Source organism: Pseudomonas tohonis (assembly GCF_012767755.2).
Classification (GTDB): Bacteria; Pseudomonadota; Gammaproteobacteria; order Pseudomonadales; family Pseudomonadaceae; genus Metapseudomonas; species Metapseudomonas tohonis.
Genome location: NZ_AP023189.1, coordinates 213,443 through 227,274, shown reverse-complemented (window position 1 = coordinate 227,274; position 13,832 = coordinate 213,443). Strand labels below are relative to the sequence as shown.

Annotated in this window: 15 protein-coding genes; 4 read left to right on the top strand and 11 right to left on the bottom strand. The window is 66.0% G+C overall.

The window, feature by feature from the left end; translation table 11 throughout:
• Positions 1-36 precede the first annotated feature (36 nt).
• From HSX14_RS01090 to HSX14_RS01070, 5 genes are all read right to left on the bottom strand, one after another.
• Entirely contained in the window at positions 37-417 is a 381-nt protein-coding gene (locus HSX14_RS01090; RefSeq protein ID WP_021218912.1) for a RidA family protein, read from the bottom strand.
• Positions 418-445: 28 nt separating this feature from the next.
• Positions 446-2,554 (bottom strand): bifunctional GTP diphosphokinase/guanosine-3',5'-bis pyrophosphate 3'-pyrophosphohydrolase, encoded by a 2,109-nt coding sequence (gene spoT / locus HSX14_RS01085; RefSeq protein WP_111262950.1) that lies wholly within the window; start codon positions 2,552-2,554, stop codon positions 446-448.
• Between the two features lie 60 nt (positions 2,555-2,614).
• A complete protein-coding gene (gene rpoZ, locus HSX14_RS01080) occupies positions 2,615-2,878 on the bottom strand; it encodes a DNA-directed RNA polymerase subunit omega (RefSeq protein ID WP_111262951.1) in 264 nt (87 codons plus the stop codon).
• Between the two features lie 122 nt (positions 2,879-3,000).
• Positions 3,001-3,621 carry a guanylate kinase gene (gmk, locus tag HSX14_RS01075; protein WP_173178549.1) on the bottom strand — a complete coding sequence of 207 codons (621 nt, stop codon included), beginning with the start codon at positions 3,619-3,621 and terminating at the stop codon, positions 3,001-3,003.
• Positions 3,622-3,632: 11 nt separating this feature from the next.
• On the bottom strand, positions 3,633-4,496 hold the full coding sequence (locus tag HSX14_RS01070) for a YicC/YloC family endoribonuclease (RefSeq protein ID WP_173178548.1): 864 nt from the start codon (positions 4,494-4,496) through the stop codon (positions 3,633-3,635).
• A 138-nt stretch (positions 4,497-4,634) separates the two neighbouring features.
• On the opposite strand from HSX14_RS01070, the gene rph reads away from it, so the two are divergent.
• The gene (gene rph, locus HSX14_RS01065) at positions 4,635-5,354 is read left to right on the top strand and encodes a ribonuclease PH (RefSeq protein ID WP_173178547.1); all 720 of its coding nucleotides are present in this window, start codon (positions 4,635-4,637) and stop codon (positions 5,352-5,354) included.
• Between the two features lie 22 nt (positions 5,355-5,376).
• Positions 5,377-5,742, top strand: coding sequence for a DUF4870 domain-containing protein (locus tag HSX14_RS01060; protein ID WP_111262955.1), 366 nt, complete (start codon positions 5,377-5,379; stop codon positions 5,740-5,742).
• 55 nt (positions 5,743-5,797) lie between these two features.
• On the opposite strand, the gene HSX14_RS01055 is transcribed toward HSX14_RS01060, so the two are convergent.
• Positions 5,798-6,577: a catabolite repression control protein Crc gene (locus tag HSX14_RS01055; protein WP_031287526.1), complete on the bottom strand. Its 780-nt coding sequence runs from the start codon at positions 6,575-6,577 to the stop codon at positions 5,798-5,800.
• Positions 6,578-6,658: 81 nt separating this feature from the next.
• On the opposite strand from HSX14_RS01055, the gene pyrE reads away from it, so the two are divergent.
• Positions 6,659-7,300, top strand: a complete 642-nt coding sequence (gene pyrE, locus HSX14_RS01050; RefSeq protein ID WP_111262956.1) for an orotate phosphoribosyltransferase — start codon at positions 6,659-6,661, stop codon at positions 7,298-7,300.
• A 26-nt stretch (positions 7,301-7,326) separates the two neighbouring features.
• On the top strand, positions 7,327-7,911 hold the full coding sequence (locus tag HSX14_RS01045; protein WP_173178546.1) for a DUF4124 domain-containing protein: 585 nt from the start codon (positions 7,327-7,329) through the stop codon (positions 7,909-7,911).
• Positions 7,912-7,917: 6 nt separating this feature from the next.
• On the opposite strand, the gene HSX14_RS01040 is transcribed toward HSX14_RS01045, so the two are convergent.
• The 5 genes from HSX14_RS01040 to coaBC form a co-directional block, all read right to left on the bottom strand.
• Complete coding sequence (locus HSX14_RS01040; protein WP_173178545.1) at positions 7,918-8,367, bottom strand: acyl-CoA thioesterase; 450 nt, start codon at positions 8,365-8,367, stop codon at positions 7,918-7,920.
• Positions 8,368-8,502: 135 nt separating this feature from the next.
• Positions 8,503-9,408, bottom strand: coding sequence for an acetylglutamate kinase (argB, locus tag HSX14_RS01035; RefSeq protein WP_111262959.1), 906 nt, complete (start codon positions 9,406-9,408; stop codon positions 8,503-8,505).
• A 16-nt stretch (positions 9,409-9,424) separates the two neighbouring features.
• A complete protein-coding gene (locus tag HSX14_RS31510) occupies positions 9,425-12,028 on the bottom strand; it encodes a phosphomannomutase/phosphoglucomutase (protein ID WP_173178544.1) in 2,604 nt (867 codons plus the stop codon).
• Between the two features lie 40 nt (positions 12,029-12,068).
• Positions 12,069-12,524: a dUTP diphosphatase gene (gene dut / locus HSX14_RS01025; RefSeq protein WP_111262961.1), complete on the bottom strand. Its 456-nt coding sequence runs from the start codon at positions 12,522-12,524 to the stop codon at positions 12,069-12,071.
• Between the two features lie 6 nt (positions 12,525-12,530).
• Positions 12,531-13,739, bottom strand: a complete 1,209-nt coding sequence (gene coaBC, locus HSX14_RS01020) for a bifunctional phosphopantothenoylcysteine decarboxylase/phosphopantothenate--cysteine ligase CoaBC (RefSeq protein WP_111262962.1) — start codon at positions 13,737-13,739, stop codon at positions 12,531-12,533.
• Positions 13,740-13,832 lie beyond the last annotated feature (93 nt).

Sequence of the window (13,832 nt, the reverse complement as noted above, 5' to 3'; positions counted from 1 at the left end):
TGGAGCGGCGGGGCCTGCGCCCCGCACGGGCGATCGTTATTCGATCACCAGGATGGCGTCCATTTCCACCTGCGAGCCGCGCGGCAGGGCGGCGACGCCGATGGCGGCGCGGGCGGGATAGGGCTGTTCGAAGTAGCGGCCCATCACTTCGTTGACCTTGGCGAAGTGCGACAGGTCGGTGAGGAAGATGTTGAGCTTGACGATGTCCTTGAAGGAGCCACCAGCGGCTTCGGCGACGGCTTTCAGGTTCTCGAACACCTGGACGGTCTGGGCTTCGAAGCCTTCCACCAGTTCCATGGTCTTGGGGTCGAGCGGGATCTGCCCGGACATGTAGACGGTGTTGCCGGCCTTGATCGCCTGGGAGTAGGTGCCGATGGCGGCGGGGGCCTTGTCGCTGTTGATCACGGTCTTGCTCATGCGGAACTCCTTGGTCCTGGGGGTTCTGCTACGCGCGCACCCGGGTGATGCGGATCACCCCTTTCAGCGCGCGCAGCTTCTTGATCACGCGGGCCAGGTGCACGCGGTCGTGCACGCTGACCACCAGCTGGACGACGCTGATGCGGCCATCGCGCTCGTCCATGCTGATCTTCTCGATATTGCCGTCGGCGGCGTTGACGCTGCTGGCCAGCAGGGCGATGAGGCCGCGCTGGTGCTCCAGTTCGACGCGCAGTTCGACGTTGAACTCGCCCGCGACGTCCTTGGCCCAGGAAAGCTGGATGCATTTCTCCGGGTTGTGGCGGATGTCGCCGATGTTCTTGCAGCTTTCCAGGTGCACGACCATGCCCTTGCCGGCGGACAGGTGGCCGACGATGGGGTCGCCCGGGATCGGCGTGCAGCACTTGGCGTAGCTGAGCACCAGGCCTTCGGTACCGCGGATCGCCAGTGGGCCCTCTGGGCTGGGCAACTGTTCGCCTTCGCTGGCCAGCAGGCGCCGGGCGACCACATAGGCCATGCGGTTGCCCAGGCCGATGTCTTCGAGCAGGTCTTCGATCACGTCCAGGCGGTACTCGGCCAGCACGGCCTGCACACGCTCGGGGGCGATGCGGTCGAGGCCGCTTTCGAAGCCGGCCAGCACCTTGTTCAGCAGGCGTTCGCCGAGGCTGATGGACTCGGAGCGGCGTTGCAGCTTGAGGGCGTGGCGGATGTGGGTGCGGGCCTTGCCGGTGACCACGAAGTTGAGCCAGGCCGGGTTGGGCCGCGCGCCGGGGGCGGTGACGATCTCCACCGTCTCGCCGCTCTGCAGCGGTTCGGACAGCGGCGCCAGGCGGCGGTTGATGCGGCAGGCGATGCAGGTGTTGCCGACGTCGGTGTGCACCGCGTAGGCGAAGTCGACGGCCGTGGAGCCCTTGGGCAGCTCCATGATGCGGCCCTTGGGTGTGAAGACGTAGACCTCGTCCGGGAACAGGTCGATCTTCACGCTCTCGATGAATTCGAGGGAGTTGCCGGCACGTTGCTGCAGTTCCAGCACGCCCTTGACCCACTGGCGCGCGCGGGCGTGGGTGCCCTTGGGCTGGTCGTCCTCGGCGGACTTGTACAGCCAGTGGGCGGCGATGCCGTTGTTGGCCATCTCTTCCATCTCGCGGGTGCGGATCTGGATTTCGATGGGCACGCCGTGCATGCCGAAGAGCGTGGTGTGCAAGGACTGGTAGCCGTTGGCCTTGGGGATGGCGATGTAGTCCTTGAAGCGGCCTGGCAGCGGCTTGTACAGGTTGTGCACGGCGCCGAGCACGCGGTAGCAGGTATCGACCTTGTCGACGATGATGCGGAACGCGTAGACGTCCATGATCTCGTTGAAGGCCCGGCGCTTGCCGCGCATCTTCTTGTAGATGCTGTAGAGGTGCTTCTCGCGGCCGATGACCTCGCCTTCCATGCCTTCGCGGGCCAGGCAGTGGGTCAGCGATTCCTCGATCTTGTTGACGATTTCCTTGCGGTTGCCCCGCGCGCGGCGGACGGCTGCGCGGATGCGCTCGGAGCGCATCGGGTGCATCGCCTTGAAGCCCAAGTCCTCGAACTCGATGCGCATGCTGTGCATGCCCAGGCGGTTGGCGATGGGGGCGTAGATCTCGAGGGTTTCCTTGGCGATGCGCCGGCGCTTCTCGCCGGACAGCACTTCCAGGGTGCGCATGTTGTGCAGGCGGTCGGCCAGCTTGACCAGGATCACGCGGATGTCGCGCGCCATGGCCATGGCCATCTTCTGGAAGTTCTCGGCCTGGGCCTCGGCCTTGGACTCGAAGTTCATCTGGGTCAGCTTGCTGACCCCGTCCACCAGCTCCGCGACGGTATCGCCGAATTGCGCGGTGAGCGCTTCCTTGGCGATGCCGGTGTCCTCGATGACGTCGTGCAGCATGGCGGCCATCAGGCTCTGATGGTCCATGTGCATGTCGGCGAGGATGCTGGCGACGGCGAGCGGGTGGGTGACGTAGGCCTCGCCGCTGCGGCGGCGCTGCCCGTCATGGGCTTGCTCGGCGTAGAAATACGCTCGGCGGACCAGGTTGACCTGGTCATTGCCGAGGTAGGTCGAAAGGCGTTCGGCGAGGGCGTCTATGCTCGGCAAGGTGATGCTCCTTCCCGGCTGTTGCGGCCCTGCGCCGTACGACGTCGACCCGGCATGGACTTACAGGGCCTCGTTGGCCTCGTCCTCGAATGCGGCGAACAGCGGCTCGTCCTCGACGATGTCGTCCTGGGCGATGACGTCGTAGTCCACCAGGCCGGCAGCGATTTCACGCAGGGCCACAACGGTGGGCTTGTCGTTTTCCCAGGCTACCTTGGGCTCTTTGCCGCCGGTAGCGAGCTGACGGGAACGCTTGGTCGCGAGCATGACCAGCTCGAAGCGGTTATCGACGTTGTCCAGGCAGTCTTCAACGGTAACGCGGGCCATGGTGTTCCTCGTAGCACTAGATTTGGATGCGGAAGCATTTGCCCGAGTGGGCGAGCGGACTGGATAGTCTAAAAAATCACCAGCATTTATGGAAGCGCTGATTTAACAGCGCTTCCGGGCGGTCAGTCCAGCAGCTGCGCCAGCAGAGCGCCGTGGGCCAGTTGCTGGTGCGCCTGCTGCAGGCGGTTGGCGCGGAAGACCGCCTTGAGGTCTTCCAGGGCCACGTCGAAGTCGTCGTTGATCACCAGGTAGTCGTATTCGACGTAGTGGCTCATCTCGCTGACGGCTTCGCGCATGCGCCGCTCGATGATTTCGGCGCTGTCCTGTCCCCGGTTGTCCAGGCGCTGGCGCAGGGCTTCCTGGCTCGGCGGCAGGATGAAGACGGACTTGGCCTGGGGCATCAGGTGGCGGACCTGCTGGGCGCCCTGCCAGTCGATCTCGAGGATCAGGTCGAAACCTTCGGCGAGAGTCTTCTGCAGCCAGCGCTGCGAGGTGCCGTAGAGGTTGCCGAAGACCTCGGCGTGCTCCAGGAAGTCGCCGTGCTCGAGCATCTGCACGAACTGTTCGCGGCTGACGAAGTGGTAGTTGATGCCGTCCACCTCGCCCGGGCGCATGCCGCGGGTGGTGTGGGAGACCGATACGCGAACCTGCGGCTCGGCGTCGATCAGGGCCTTGACCAGGCTGGTCTTGCCGGCGCCGGAGGGCGCGGAAACGATGTAGAGGGTGCCGGGAGTGACGCTCATGTGTCTGTCTCTTACTCGATGTTCTGCACTTGTTCGCGCATCTGCTCGATCAACACCTTGAGGTTGACCGCCGCCTGGGTGGAGCGCGGGTCGAAGGCCTTGGAGCCCAGGGTGTTGGCTTCGCGGTTGAGTTCCTGCATCAGGAAGTCCAGGCGACGACCTGCCGCGCCGCCGGCCTTGAGCACGCGGCGGACTTCGCCGACATGGGTGCTCAGGCGGTCCAGTTCTTCGGCGACGTCGCTCTTCTGCGCCAGCAGGACCAGTTCCTGCTCCAGGCGCTGGGGGTCCAGCTCCGCCTTCATTTCGCCGAAGCGGTCGAGGATCTTCTGGCGCTGGTTGGCGAGCATCTGCGGCACCAGCTTGCGCAGGGCCTCGACCTCCTCGAGGATGCCGTCAAGGCGCTCGTTGAGCAGCCGTGCCAGTTCGGCACCCTCGCGGGCGCGACCATTGCGCAGTTCCTCCAGGGCCTTGGCGAAGACGTCCAGGGCGGCGGCGTTGAGCGCCTGCGGGTCAGCCGAATCGGCGACCAGGACGCCCGGCCAGGCGAGGATCTCCAGGGGATTCAGCGGAGCCGGCTGCTTGACCAGCGCAGCGACGGCCTCGGCGGCCTCGACCAGTTGCGCGGCGCGTTCGCGGTCCACCTGCAGGGATTGGCTGGCATTTTCCTCGGCGAAACGCAGGGTGCATTCCACCTTGCCGCGGGAGATGCCCTGGCGCAGCGCTTCGCGCACTGCGCCTTCGAGGTCGCGGAAGGACTCGGGCAGGCGTAGGTGGGGCTCGAGGTAGCGATGGTTGACCGAGCGCAGTTCCCAGATCAGGGTGCCGTGGGTGCCGGCCTGCTCGACGCGGGCAAAGGCGGTCATGCTGTGCACCATGGGTTTCCTCTCGGTGTTGGCAGGGTTGAAGAGGGCGATTGTAGCCCAGAGCGGCGGCCCTCCCAACGCGGCGATGTCCCAGCGGCTGGCGGCCCTCTATAATGGCCGTCAGATTTTCCCCTCGACAGGTATTCCCAGATGAAACGTCCCAGTGGCCGCGCGGCTGACCAGCTGCGTTCGATCCGCATCACCCGCAACTACACCAAGCATGCCGAAGGCTCGGTGCTGGTCGAATTCGGGGATACCAAGGTGATCTGCACCGCCAGCGTCGAATCCGGCGTGCCGCGTTTCCTCAAGGGCCAGGGCCAGGGTTGGCTCACCGCCGAGTACGGCATGCTGCCGCGTGCCACCGGCGAGCGTAACCAGCGCGAGGCCAGCCGTGGCAAGCAGGGTGGCCGTACCCTGGAGATCCAGCGCCTGATCGGTCGCTCCCTGCGTGCCGCGCTGGACATGAGCAAGCTGGGCGAGAACACCATCTACCTGGATTGCGATGTGATCCAGGCCGACGGCGGCACCCGCACCGCGTCCATCACCGGCGCCATGGTCGCCCTGGTGGATGCTATGAAGGTCCTGAAGAAGCGTGGCGCGCTGAAGGGCGAGCCGCTGAAGCAGATGGTCGCCGCCGTTTCCGTCGGCATCTACCAGGGCGAGCCTGTGCTGGACCTGGACTACCTTGAAGATTCCGCCGCCGAAACCGACCTGAACGTGGTCATGACCGATGCCGGCGGCTTCATCGAGGTACAGGGCACTGCCGAGGGCGCGCCTTTCCAGCCGGAAGAGCTGACCGCCATGCTGGCCCTGGCCAAGCAGGGCGTCACCGAGCTGTTCGAGCTGCAGCGCGCCGCACTGGTCGACTGATCACCCACCCGAGGAAACACGCATGAATGAGCCAACCCAAGTTCCGCAGCCCAACCAGGAAGTTAGGCAATGGGCGATGTTCTGCCATTTCGCCGCTTTCCTCGGCGTGGTGCTGCCTTTCGGCAATCTGCTGGGCCCGCTGATTCTCTGGCAGGTGAAGAAGGACGTCGATCCGTTCATCGACCAGCAGGGCAAGGAAGCGCTGAATTTCCAGATCACCGTGACCCTCGCCGGCCTGCTTTGCATGCTGCTGATGCTGGTGCTGATCGGCTTCGTGCTGCTGCCGCTGGTGGGTCTGATAGCGCTGGTACTGACCATCATCGGCGGCATCAAGGCCAACGAAGGCCAGGCCTATCGCTACCCCTTCACCTGGCGTCCGGTGAAGTAGCCATCGCGGAAACGAAAAAAGCCGGCTGATGCCGGCTTTTTTCATGCTTGCGATTTCAGATGCTCAGCAGCCAGTCGTAGTCGACGATCAGCGGCGCATGCTGGGAGAAGCGCGGCTGGCGCGGCAGGCGTGCGCTGCGTACGGAGCGGCGCATCCCCGGCGTGAGGATGTGATAGTCGAAACGCCAGCCGAGGTTGAGCATGTCGGCCTGCTCGCTGTCAGGCCACCAGCTGTACTGGTCGCCTTCGCGGCTGACTTCGCGCAGTGCGTCCACGTAGCCCATGGTGCCGAACACCTCGTCCATCCACGCGCGCTCGGGCGCGAGGAAGCCGGGCAGTTGCTGGCAGTCGCGCCAGTTCTTCACATCCAGCTTCTGGTGGGCGAGGTAGAGCGAGCCGCAATAGATGTACTCGCGGCGCTTGCGGCGCTGCTTGTTCAGGTAGTGGGTGAAGTCGTCCATGAACTTGAACTTGTGGTTCAGGTTCTCGTCGCCGCCCTGGCCCGAAGGCAGCAGCAGGGTGGCGATGCTCACCTTGTCGAAGTCCGCCTGCAGGTAGCGCCCATAACGATCGCAGGTCTCGAAACCGAGACCCCAGATCACTGCCTTGGGTTGCAAACGCGAATAAAGCGCCACGCCGCCTTGGCTTGGCACTTCAGCATCGCTGGCATAGAGGAAATAGCCGTCCAGTTGGAAGGCCGGGTCGTCCAGATCAAAGGCAGAGGCGCGGGTGTCTTGCAGGCAGATCACGTCGGCATTCTGTGCTTGCAGCCAGCTGAGGAGTCCTCGCTCGGCTGCCGCATGAATACCATTCACGTTCACACTGATGATCCGCATAAATGGCCCCTAAAAACTCGTGCGTGTATGATACCCGAGCTCTTTCTATTTAGCTAAATCCGTGCCGTCCGGGGCTTTTACATGCAGGCGTATCAACGCGATTTCATTCGCTTCGCCATCGAACGCGGTGTACTGCGTTTCGGTGAGTTCACTCTCAAGTCCGGGCGTACCAGCCCTTATTTCTTCAATGCCGGCCTGTTCAACAGCGGGCTCGCGCTGTCGCAGCTGGGTCGCTTCTATGCGGCGGCGGTGGTCGACAGCGGCATTCCCTTCGATGTGCTGTTCGGGCCTGCCTACAAGGGCATTCCCCTGGCCGCCTCCACGGCGGTGGCGCTGGCCGAGCACCATGGCATCGACATCCCCTGGTGCTTCAACCGCAAGGAAGCCAAGGATCACGGCGAAGGCGGCACCCTGGTGGGCGCCCCGCTGGCCGGCCGTGTGCTGATCATCGATGACGTGATCACCGCCGGGACCGCGATCCGCGAGGTCATGCAGATCATCCAGGCGCAGCAGGCCCAGGCCGCCGGCGTGCTCATCGCCCTCAACCGCCAGGAGCGCGGCAAGGGCGAGCTGTCCGCCATCCAGGAAGTCGAGCGTGACTTCGGCATGCCGGTGGTGAGCATCGTCTCCCTGGAGCAGGTGCTGGAATATCTCGCAGGTGATGCTGAACTGAAGACGTATCTGCCGGCGGTCGAAAGCTACCGCGCCAGCTACGGAATCTGATTCGCCAACAACGACAGGGTGTCCCTATGCCGAAATCCGGTGCAGTCCGCTTTGCCTTGCTCATGGGTGTGTTGATGCCTGCTCTGGCGCAAGCCGAGCTCTATCGCTACACCAATGACAAGGGCGTGATTGTGCTCGACCGGCTCGGGGTGCCCTCGCAGTACATCGACAAGGGCTACGAGGTCCTCAACGACCAGGGCCGTGTGGTCAAGACCATACCGCCGGCGCCCACCCTGGAAGAGCGCAAGCGCATGCAGGAGGAAAAGGCCCGTGCCGGCTCCGATGCGCAGCTGCTGCGCCTGTACACCAGCGTCGAGGATGTCGATCGCGCCCTGCAGCGCAAGCTGGCCGAGCTCGACGGCCTGATCAGCGTGGCCCGTGGCAACCAGCAATCCCTGCGCACCCAGCAGGCCAACCTGCAGGCCCAGGCCGCCGACAACGAGCGCGCCGGGCGCCAGGTGCCGGAGCAACTGGTGTCGCAGATCGACAACCTGCGTGCCGAGCAGCAGCGCCTGGAGCAGGACATCACCCGCTACCAGCAGGACCGCAAGAATGCCCAGGCCGGCTTCGCCGCCGACCGTGAGCGCCTGGCCCAGCTGCTGCAGCGCTGAGCCGCATCAATCCTCGGCGGCGCGCCGCTCGAATGCCCTGACCTTCTCCCGCAGCCAGTCCGGCAGCCGCTTGCTGCTGCGGCTCGTGCCGTCCGCGTGGACGTAGACGATCTCGCCCGCCGTCAAGGCCGCCTCGCCGCGCCAGATACCGATGTTGAACGTGAGGCTCGAGCCCCCCAGCCGCCCTACCCGTACGCCGATGGACAGTTCGTCGTCGAAGCGCGCCGGGGCCAGGTATTCCAGGAGCGTGCGCACGGCGAAGAAGTCGCCGCCGTCCTGTGCCAGGTCCTCCGGGTAGCGAACGCCCAGCGCGCGGAAGTATTCGGTGATGCCGACGTCGGCGTAGGTCAGGTAGTGGCCATTGAAGACGATGCCTTGCGGGTCCACTTCGGCCCAGCGCACGCGCAGCGGCATAAGGAAGGTGAAGTCGTTCAGGGAGGGGGGTGTGGCAGCCATGCTCGTGCTCCATGCAGTGAGCGGCCAGCTTCGACGCCCGGGCGCGCCACGGCAAGAGCGGAGATGGCGGATCGCGGATATGAATAAGCCGGATCGCTCCGGCTTATTCGGCTACCGCCTGGGCCTCGGGAAGGCTCAGTGACGCTTGCGGTTGGAGATCAGGGTGCCGACGCCGCTGTCGGTGAAGATCTCCAGCAGCACCGCGTTGGGCACGCGGCCGTCGATGATGTGGGCGCTGGTCACGCCGCCTTGCACCGCTTCGAGGGCACAGCGGATCTTCGGCAACATGCCGCCGTAGATGGTGCCGTCGGCGATCAGCTCGTTGACCTGCTCGGTGGAGAGGCCGGTGAGCACCTGGCCCTGCTTGTCCATCAGGCCGGCGATGTTGGTCAGCAGCATCAGCTTCTCGGCTTTCAGCGCTTCCGCCACCTTGCCGGCCACCAGGTCGGCGTTGATGTTGTAGGACTCGCCATCCGGGCCCACGCCGATGGGCGCGATGACCGGGATGAAGTTGCCCTTCACCAGCATGTTCAGCAGTTCGGTGTTGACCCCGGTGACTTCCCCCACATGGCCGATGTCGATGATTTCCGGCTGAGTCATCTCCGGCGTCTTGCGGCTGACGGTGAGCTTCTTGGCACGGATCAGCTCCGCGTCCTTGCCGGTCAGGCCGATGGCGCTGCCGCCGTGGCGGTTGATCAGGTTGACGATGTCCTTGTTCACCTGGCCGCCGAGGACCATCTCCACGACGTCCATGGTCTGCGCGTCGGTGACGCGCATGCCGTCGATGAAGTGGCTCTCGATGGACAGGCGCTTGAGCAGGTCGCCGATCTGCGGGCCGCCGCCATGCACGACCACCGGGTTGATGCCCACGGCCTTCATCAGGACCATGTCGCGGGCGAACCCGGCCTTCAGCTCGTCGCTCTCCATGGCGTTGCCGCCGTATTTCACGACCAGGGTCTTGCCGACGAAGCGGCGGATGTACGGCAACGCTTCGGACAGGACCTGGGCGACTTGGGATGCGGCGTCACGGCTGAGGGTCATGCAGGGCTCCGGTGGATCAGAACGGCAGGTTGATGTCGGGGGCTACGGTGTAGAGCTGGGCGCGGAACACTTCCTTGATGCGCTCGAGCTCGTCCTCGGTGTCCGCTTCGAAGCGCAGCACCAGCACCGGCGTGGTGTTGGAGGCGCGTACCAGGCCCCAGCCCTTGGGATAGTCGACGCGCACGCCGTCCAGGGTGGTGAGGTTGGCGTCGCCCCAGGTGCCGTCGCGCTGCAGGCGCTCGATCAGGCGGAACTTGTTCTCGTCGGTAACGGTGATGTTGATCTCCGGCGTCGAGATGTCGCTGGGGAAGGCGGAGAACACGTGCTCGGCGTCGCGCTTGTCCTGGCTGAGGATCTCCAGCAGGCGGGCGGCGCTGTAGATGCCGTCGTCGAAGCCGAACCAACGCTCCTTGAAGAAGATGTGGCCGCTCATCTCGCCGGCCAGCAGCGCGCCGGTCTCCTTCATCTTCTTCTTGATCAGCGAGTGGCCGGTCTTCCACATCACCGGGCGGCCACCGTAGCCGCTGATCAGCGCGGTCAGGCGGCGGGTGCACTTGACGTCGAAGATGATGTCGGCGCCCGGATTGCGCGAGACGACGTCCTTGGCGAACAGCATCAGCAGGCGGTCGGGATAGATGATGGTGCCCTGGTTGGTCACCACGCCGACGCGGTCGCCGTCGCCGTCGAAGGCCAGGCCCAGGTCGGCCTTCTCTTCCTTCACCTTGGCGATCAGGTCGACCAGGTTCTCGGGCTTGCCCGGGTCCGGGTGGTGGTTGGGGAAGGTGCCGTCCACGTCGCAGTACAGCGGGATGACGGTGCAGCCCAGGGCTTCGATCAGTTGCGGGGCGATCACGCCGGCCACGCCGTTGCCGCAGTCCACCACCACCTTCATGGGCTTGGCCATGGCGATGTCGTCGCGGATCTGCTTGAAGTAGCGGTCGAGGATCTCGACCTGCTCGACGCTGCCGACGCCGCTGGCCAGGTCGTTCTCCTTGATGCGGGTGTGCAGCGCGGTGATCTGTTCGTTGGCCAGGGTCTCGCCGGCGACGACGATCTTGAAGCCGTTGTAGTCCGGCGGGTTGTGGCTGCCGGTGAGCATCACGCCGGACTTGCCGGCCAGCACGTTGGCGGCGTAGTAGAGCACCGGGGTCGGCACCATGCCGACATCGCTGACCTGGCAACCGCAGTCCAGCAGGCCCTGGATCAGCGCCTGCACCAGCTCGGGGCCGGAGAGGCGGCCGTCGCGGCCGACCGAGACGTTCGGTTCGCCACGGGCGAGGCTCTCGGAGCCGATGGCGCGGCCAACCCAGTAGGCGGTTTCGGCGGTCAGGGTATCGCCGACCACGCCACGGATGTCGTAGGCGCGGAAGATGCTTGCGGGCAGGGTGGGTGCTGCTTGCGGGGTGCTCATGGCGGGGGCTTGCTCCAATCCCAGGAGGTCCTGGTCTTCGTCGAGGATGTCGATATCGAGGATGTCGGTATCTTGGAAAAGCGGATCGGCCAACACGGGTGGCTCGATCATCTGGGCCGGGGCGGGGGTAACCGCCGGGCCGGGTTGCCGATCGCCGTTAGCGCTGCCCGCCGCCGGCTCAGACTTGCGCCGCGACTGTCGCGCGAGCGACTGGGCCAGGGCGTCAAGCGCCGACAGGCGCAGACTGAAGGCTTTGACGCTTTTGCCGCTGGAGAGTTCTTGCACCATCTGATTGAGCTGCACGACGTCCATGAGCAGCTTGCGTTGCAGGCTGCCGCGCAGCAGATAGAGGCCGACCAGGGCTCCGGCCAGGGCCAGCAGCCCGGCGATGGCCAGCAGGATCGGCGACATGCCCGAATCGCTCAGTTGCGCGCCAGGGGTGAACGACAGCTTCCAGTTCGGGTTGCCGGTGTTCAGCGCGATGGGCGTGCCTTCGGCTTGCGTGCCGCGCGAGGCCAGGGTCTGCGCCGGTGCGTTGCCGAACTGCTGGGTGAACTGCAGCTGGCCGACGCCATCGGGCAGCGGCGCAAGGGCGCCGAGCAGGCGTTCGAGGTCGACCACCAGCAGCAGGGTGCCCTGCACCGGCGAACTGTCGGTCAGGCGCAGTGGCGCGGCGCTGTAAACCAGCCAGCGCTGGCCGATCCGGTAGGCTTCGGGCGCGGGCTTCTGCCCGGCCTCGACGCGGCGCAGCATGTCCAGGGCGGCGAAGTTCATCGGGGCTGCGCGCTGGCTGTTCTGCTGGGCCTGGCCTGGCAGGTTGAGGTGCGCGTCGACCACGGCGTTCCAGTAGCCGAGCCCGCGCTCGGCGGCCTGCACCTGGCCGGCATCACCGCTGTTCAGCGCCTCGGCCAGGGCCGGGTTGCGTGCGGCGGCGGCGGTATCGGCGACGAGCTGCGCCAGGGCCTGGCGCAGCGCACCGGCCTGGCTTTCACCCCAGGCCTGGCTGAGCTGGTTGCGCTGGGTCTGCTGGGCGCCGTTGATCAGTGCGGCCCAGAGCAGCACGCCAGCGGCGGCCACGCCCAGGGCCGCGGCGATGGCGCCGGGCAGCAGCTCGCCCAGGCCCTTGTCCCGGGCTGGCGTCTTCTTTTCAGCAGGGCTGGCCAGGATCTCGGTGTCGGCGTCCTTGGCGTTGCGCTTGAAGAGTTTCACTGAAGGTCTCCCCCGCGGATCATCCTGAAGTCGTTCCGAATCAGTGGCTGCCGGAGTGACCGAAGCCGCCGGCGCCGCGCTGGCTCTCGTCGAACTGGTCGACCAGCTCGAAGTGCGCCTGCACGACTGGCACCAAGACTAGCTGAGCGATGCGCTCGCCGATGGCGATGGTGAAGGCGCTCTGGCCGCGGTTCCAGCAGGAGACCATCAGTTCGCCCTGGTAGTCGGAGTCGATCAGGCCGACCAGGTTGCCCAGCACGATGCCGTGCTTGTGGCCCAGGCCCGAGCGCGGAAGGATCAGCGCGGCGAGGCCCGGGTCGGCGATGTAGATGGACAGCCCGGTGGGGATCAGCACGGTCTGGCCCGGCTCCAGGGTCAGGTCTTCCTTGAGCATGGCGCGCAGGTCGAGGCCGGCGGAGCCCGGGGTGGCGTACTGGGGCAGCGGGAAGTCGCGGCCGATGCGGGGGTCGAGGATCTTGGCTTGCAGTGAGTGCATGGGGTCTCAGGCCTGGTTGAGGCGTTCGGCGATGAAGGCGATCAGCTGGCGGGCGATCTTGCCCTTGCTGGTCTGCGCGAAGCTGTTCTGGTGCAGCGCGCGATCGATGATGGTGATCGCGTTTTCCTCGCTGTTGAAGCCGATGCTGGGGTTGGCCACATCATTGGCGACGATCAGGTCGAGGTTCTTGTCCTTGAGCTTGCGCGAGGCGTATTCGAGCAGGTTCTCGGTCTCGGCGGCGAAGCCCACGCTGAAGGGGCGATCGGCACGCCCGGCGAGGGTCGCGAGGATATCCGGGTTGCGCACCAGTTGCAGCAGCAGGCCTTCGCCGCTGGTGGGGTCCTTCTTCATTTTGTGCGCCGCCACCACTTCCGGGCGGTAGTCGGCCACGGCGGCCGCCGCGATCAGCAGGTCGCAGGGCATCGCCGCCTCGCAGGCCGCGAGCATGTCGCGGGCGCTGACCACGTCGATGCGGTTGACCCGGTCGGGCGTGGGCAGGTGCACGGGGCCGGTGATCAGGGTGACCTTGGCGCCCGCCTCCACCGCCGCTTCGGCGAGGGCGAAGCCCATCTTCCCGGAGCTGTGGTTGGTGATGTAGCGCACCGGGTCGATGTTCTCCTGGGTCGGGCCGGCGGTGATCAGCACGTGGCGGCCGGTCAGGGCCTTGTGCTGGAACAGATCGGCGGCCGCCTGGGCGAGCTGGTCGGCTTCGAGCATGCGGCCCAGGCCGACGTCGCCGCAGGCCTGGCTGCCAGCAGCGGGGCCGAACAGGTGCAGGCCGCGCTTGGCCAGGGCTTCGGCATTGGCCTGGGTGGCCGGGTCGCGCCACATGGCCTGGTTCATAGCCGGGGCCAGGGCGACCGGCGCATCGGTGGCCAGCACCAGGGTGGTCAGCAGGTCGTCGGCGACGCCCTGGGTCAGGCGCGCCATCAGGTCGGCGGTAGCGGGGGCGATCAGCACCAGGTCGGCCCAGCGCGCCAGCTCGATATGGCCCATGGCCGCTTCGGCTGCGGGGTCGAGCAGGTCCAGGTGCACCGGGTGGCCGGAAAGGGCCTGGAGGGTCAGCGGGGTGATGAACTCGCGCCCGCCATGGGTCATCACCACCCGTACTTCCGCGCCCTGGTCGCGCAGGCGGCGAACCAGCTCCGCGCTCTTGTAGGCCGCAATGCCGCCGCCCACGCCCAGTACGATGCGTTTCCGATAGAGCCGCTGCATAGGCCTGCCTTATGGATGTTTGAATTTGCGCTGCGGCGACGACGCCTCCCCAGGCCAATCGCCGCGCAAAAAAGGTGGATTAAGATAGCACAG

Coding starts and splice junctions, on each gene's coding strand:
- HSX14_RS01055 (WP_031287526.1), bottom strand. CDS start 6,577: ATGCGGATCATCAGTGTGAACGTGAATGGTATTCATGCGGCAGCCGAG.
- HSX14_RS01040 (WP_173178545.1), bottom strand. CDS start 8,367: ATGGCTGCCACACCCCCCTCCCTGAACGACTTCACCTTCCTTATGCCG.
- argB (WP_111262959.1), bottom strand. CDS start 9,408: ATGACCCTCAGCCGTGACGCCGCATCCCAAGTCGCCCAGGTCCTGTCC.
- HSX14_RS01070 (WP_173178548.1), bottom strand. CDS start 4,496: ATGGTGCACAGCATGACCGCCTTTGCCCGCGTCGAGCAGGCCGGCACC.
- rph (WP_173178547.1), top strand. CDS start 4,635: ATGAAACGTCCCAGTGGCCGCGCGGCTGACCAGCTGCGTTCGATCCGC.
- HSX14_RS01060 (WP_111262955.1), top strand. CDS start 5,377: ATGAATGAGCCAACCCAAGTTCCGCAGCCCAACCAGGAAGTTAGGCAA.
- dut (WP_111262961.1), bottom strand. CDS start 12,524: ATGCACTCACTGCAAGCCAAGATCCTCGACCCCCGCATCGGCCGCGAC.
- coaBC (WP_111262962.1), bottom strand. CDS start 13,739: ATGCAGCGGCTCTATCGGAAACGCATCGTACTGGGCGTGGGCGGCGGC.
- pyrE (WP_111262956.1), top strand. CDS start 6,659: ATGCAGGCGTATCAACGCGATTTCATTCGCTTCGCCATCGAACGCGGT.
- HSX14_RS01090 (WP_021218912.1), bottom strand. CDS start 417: ATGAGCAAGACCGTGATCAACAGCGACAAGGCCCCCGCCGCCATCGGC.
- HSX14_RS01045 (WP_173178546.1), top strand. CDS start 7,327: ATGCCGAAATCCGGTGCAGTCCGCTTTGCCTTGCTCATGGGTGTGTTG.
- gmk (WP_173178549.1), bottom strand. CDS start 3,621: ATGAGCGTCACTCCCGGCACCCTCTACATCGTTTCCGCGCCCTCCGGC.
- rpoZ (WP_111262951.1), bottom strand. CDS start 2,878: ATGGCCCGCGTTACCGTTGAAGACTGCCTGGACAACGTCGATAACCGC.